We start from the raw sequence: 3,884 nt of genomic DNA, 5'->3' as shown, positions 1-3,884 counted from the left end.
GGGCGCTCTCCGACACGCCCACCGTCTGCCGGGTGCCAACGGCAGGAACGGGGTCTCCCCTGCGCGCCGCCTGGCAACGCGCCTCGCGGGACGAGGGCAGTCCACGTCCGCGCAGGGAGTGTAGAAGAGCGACGACGGGGATGCAACCCCCTCGCGGCGCGCCCTGGTGGTTAGAGCCCAGGCAGAACGGGGTATAGTGGGGAGGCTGGCAAGGGCCGGCGTCCCGTGGCGCGCTGCAGCGAGCGGTACGCAGCATCCTGGGGCGCACTTGTTGCGTGCCGCCTGCGCAGACCGGAGCCGATGCGCACCATCAAGCACTTCCCCTTCACCTCAATCCTGGGCTGGTCGGCGACGCGCTACGACCTGTTCTCGATCTGCAAGCGCAAGTACTTCTACCATTACTATGCCAAATACGACCTCGAAATCCGGGCCCGCCAGTTGACCCGGTTCAAGGAGCTGGTGACCATCCCGCTCGAGACCGGCGGGATCGTGCATGAGGTGATCGAGGCCCTGCTCAACCGGCTCAAGGCCACGGCTGCGGACATCGATCGCCCGCGCTTCCACGCCTTCGCCGATCGCCTGGTCGAGCAGCACCTTCAGGACAGATCCTTCGATGAGGTTGTCTACGGGGAACTCCCGGCAGTTCGGGGGGAAGATCTCAGCCCGAAGATTCACGCCTGCCTGGACAACCTGCTGGCCAGCGAGCGCTTCGCCTGGTTGGTCGAGGAGGCCGTCGCCAGCGCGGCGGATTGGATCATCGACCCTGACGGCTATGGCGAGACCCGCCTGCAGGAGATGAAGGTTTACTGCAAGGTCGATTTCCTGTTCCCGCTGGGAGACGAGTTGCATATCGTCGACTGGAAGACCGGCAAGTCCGATCCGGCCAAGCACCGCAAGCAGCTCTTGGGCTACGCCACCTGGGCTGCGTACCACTTCGAGACCGACCCCGCTCGCATCCAGCCGACGATCGCCTACCTGCATCCGGCCTACGAGGAAGTTCACGAGGATTTCTCCGCAACCGATCTGGACAACTTCGCAGTCCAGGTCAGGGCTGAGACAAACGAGATGTACGCCTATTGCCGGGAGATCGTGCAGAACATCCCTCTCGACAAACCATCCTTCCCACAGGTCGACGACGATCGAATCTGCGCTTACTGCAGCTTCCGCGGCGCGTGTTACCCCGAGCGCTTCCCCGCCCATTTGTGAGCCCCGGCCGCCGGCCCACTGATCTGGAACCCTCCGCGCCCGCAGCCAGGGGCGCGGCGGCCATGCAGCTGCGCCGGGGAGGGCGCGGCGAGGCAGGGCCCGCGCATTCCACAATTGTCGTCGGAGTCTGGGCCGTCGAGCTAGCGCTGGATCGTCGAACCTGTCCGCCCCGACGAGTCTGAAGTCACCGTTTCTTCGCCCCGCACGAGCGAGCCGTAGTAGTTGCGCTCGTCGGCGACCGCCCGCCAGCCGCTGAGGACCATGGGGACAGGGCCGTCGGCCGCCAGCCACTCGCCGTTGTATTTGCGGGCGATGTGGACGTGTTTGCCCGTCGCCCTTCCCCCTTCGCACGACGGATGTCCCAGCGGCCTGCCGGTCGCGACGGGCATCCCGGTCGCGATCAGTTCCTCGTCCGCCAGGTGGAGGTACACAACCACCCAGCCGGTCGACTCGTGGCCGTCGCCGTCGAGATCGAGAGCGACGGCATTCTCGCCGGCGCGAACGACTACTCCCGGGGCGGAAGCGGTCGCCCAGCGAACGGAGACAGCACACGGATCCTCGTTCGTGATCGGCGAGAAGTCCAAGGCCCCGCGGGGCGTGCCGGCATTCCAGGCCGGGTGCGGTCCTCCGGTCAGGCTCCAGCGCTCCCCCGGCGCAAAGGGCAACTCAAGGGCAGGCTGAGACAGATCCGAAGGCAGCACCGGTCCGGCCGCCTGCGCTCGCGCCCAGGGGTCCCCGAACAGGCTTGCGTACTGCGCTGGGAAGGACCCTCTCCCGTACAGGCTCTCCATCCACCGGTCCTGGGGACGCAGGATGGTGAACAGGTGCATCACGGCCACCGAGCCGGCGTTCAGCCCCGGGTGGAACCGGAGGCTGGCCCCGTTCCCGAATTGGCTATCGACCAGCGTGCCCTCGCGCCATCCGTAGTAGCCGCGATTGAGCTGGGTGCCGGCGACCATCAGCTCCTGGTACAACCCCGTGCGCCCCGGGATCCGCAGACCCAGCGGATAGGGATTGTCCTGTGCGCTCGGCGGGGAGCCGAACACCCAGCCGCTGCGGTATTCGATCAGCCCCAGCAGCAGGCTCGGGTTGACCGACAGCTCATCGGCGACCCTCTGGACAATGGCCGCTCCGTTCAAGACCGTGTCATCCTCAAGCGTCTCCTGGTATCCCGATAGGTAACCACCCGCCTGCTGGACGAAACCCAGTACATCGAAGCCGGAGGCGGCGGGCGAGTTCACCAGCTCGCTGTCCGGCAGGATCTCAACCCCGGGAGACACTGCCTCGAGAACGTTCGGGATTCGGAGTGCGATCCCCATCGGCAGGTAGCCGTTGCTGGAGAGTGGCTGGCCCGCCACGATCTGCGCCGGCGCGACGGCGAAGCGAGCGGCCAAAGCCGGCAGCGTGTCGCCGGAGCGGGTTTCATAGTTGAACACCGGGCCAGGCGTCGACCAGTCGGGCGTCGGGCTCGGCGCAGGGACGGGCGTGGTGCTCTGGAGCGCTTTCGGCAACCCGGAGGGCTGCCTGGGCACGGCTTGCATCGTCAGCTGCACGGAGGCCGCCGTCGCCTGGCGCGCCGGGCCTGGCGAGCGCGCGGGCGCGTTGCAGGCCAGGGAGGCCGTCCCCAAGAGCAGCGGGATGGCGATGAGCGTCACCAAGCGGCATTTCATCTTAGAGAGTTGGCAGCAGCCTGGCGGGGAATTCGGAGGTCTCATTTGCGTAGGCCCTGACCAGCATCCGAAGAGACAAGAACCCGCCCATCGCTTCCGACCCTGGAGGCTGTATTCTACGCTTCCTGAACTCGGCTCGATCCGCCTCCGTCACCCTGGTGGCGGAGGGGTTATCCCAACCCGGCAGGCAGGGCAGCGGCCCAGCCTGCCGGGTCGAAGTTCGGAGACCGTGCAGGTATACTCCAAGCAGTACTGCGCCAATCCCACACCGGATGGCCTGTCGGCCGCCGGTGCAAGCCGCTCTGGCCAATTTCGTGCGAGGTGAGATGTCAGGCGCCATCGTCCTGGGATTCTTCTCGGATTCAACTCAAGTCCGAGCCATCGCACGCCAGCTACGGTCAGAGGGCTTCCTTCGCAGCGGTTTGGTCCACAAGAATCGCGATGGCTCGGTCGACAACCAGGATCCATTTGTCGCGCGCCGGGCGTGGAACACTGCCCTGGGCGGGCTAGGGGGTGGATTCCTAGCCACGATCAGCCTCGCTGCCGCCGGTCAGTTGCAGCGGCTCCTGGTTGCGCCGCAGACCGCTCTTGCGGCACTGCTCACCGGAGTCGCGCTGGGGGCAGTCCTGGCGGCACTTGGCTACCGACGCGCCCGTTTCGGTCTCGACCGCCAGTTGATGCGCGATCACGCCCGATGGCTGGTGGCAGACGAGACCGTGGTCATCCTGCAGGTGCCGATCGAGACGCTCGCCAGAGCCGTGAATGTGCTCCGGGAGGCGGCGGAGGCCCAGCCGATCGTGTTCTTCCTCCTGCCGCGGCGGGAGGGGATGTCCGCTCCGCAGCCGGCGCCAGGGATCGCCCTTTCGCTGCCGGAGATCGAAGAGCACGCACGCCGCTTGGCCGCGGACCATCAGCTTGACTCTCAGGCGAGGCCCAGTCAAGAGCTGCTCGCTCAGCTGACCGGCAACTGGCACTGGATCCATCAGGCGAGCCAGGACCTGGCATTGG

3 protein-coding genes are annotated in these 3,884 nt (G+C 66.7%); 2 read left to right on the top strand and 1 reads right to left on the bottom strand.

The features are described 5' to 3' along the window. The first annotated feature begins 300 nt into the window (after window positions 1–300). Window positions 301–1,206, top strand: a complete 906-nt coding sequence (locus tag MUO23_00890; GenBank protein ID MCJ7511506.1) for a PD-(D/E)XK nuclease family protein — start codon at window positions 301–303, stop codon at window positions 1,204–1,206. 140 nt (window positions 1,207–1,346) lie between these two features. Here MUO23_00890 and MUO23_00885 read toward each other — a convergent pair whose 3' ends face one another. Further along, window positions 1,347–2,864, bottom strand: a complete 1,518-nt coding sequence (locus MUO23_00885; protein ID MCJ7511505.1) for a hypothetical protein — start codon at window positions 2,862–2,864, stop codon at window positions 1,347–1,349. Window positions 2,865–3,202: 338 nt separating this feature from the next. Here MUO23_00885 and MUO23_00880 point away from each other — a divergent pair. Next, a partial coding sequence (locus tag MUO23_00880) for a hypothetical protein (GenBank protein ID MCJ7511504.1) occupies window positions 3,203–3,884 on the top strand: 682 nt, incomplete at its 3' end.

The organism is Anaerolineales bacterium, assembly GCA_022866145.1.
Lineage (GTDB): Bacteria > Chloroflexota > Anaerolineae > Anaerolineales > E44-bin32 > PFL42.
The sequence above is the reverse complement of the archived record's forward strand: the minus strand, read 5'-3'. Positions and strand labels throughout refer to the sequence as shown.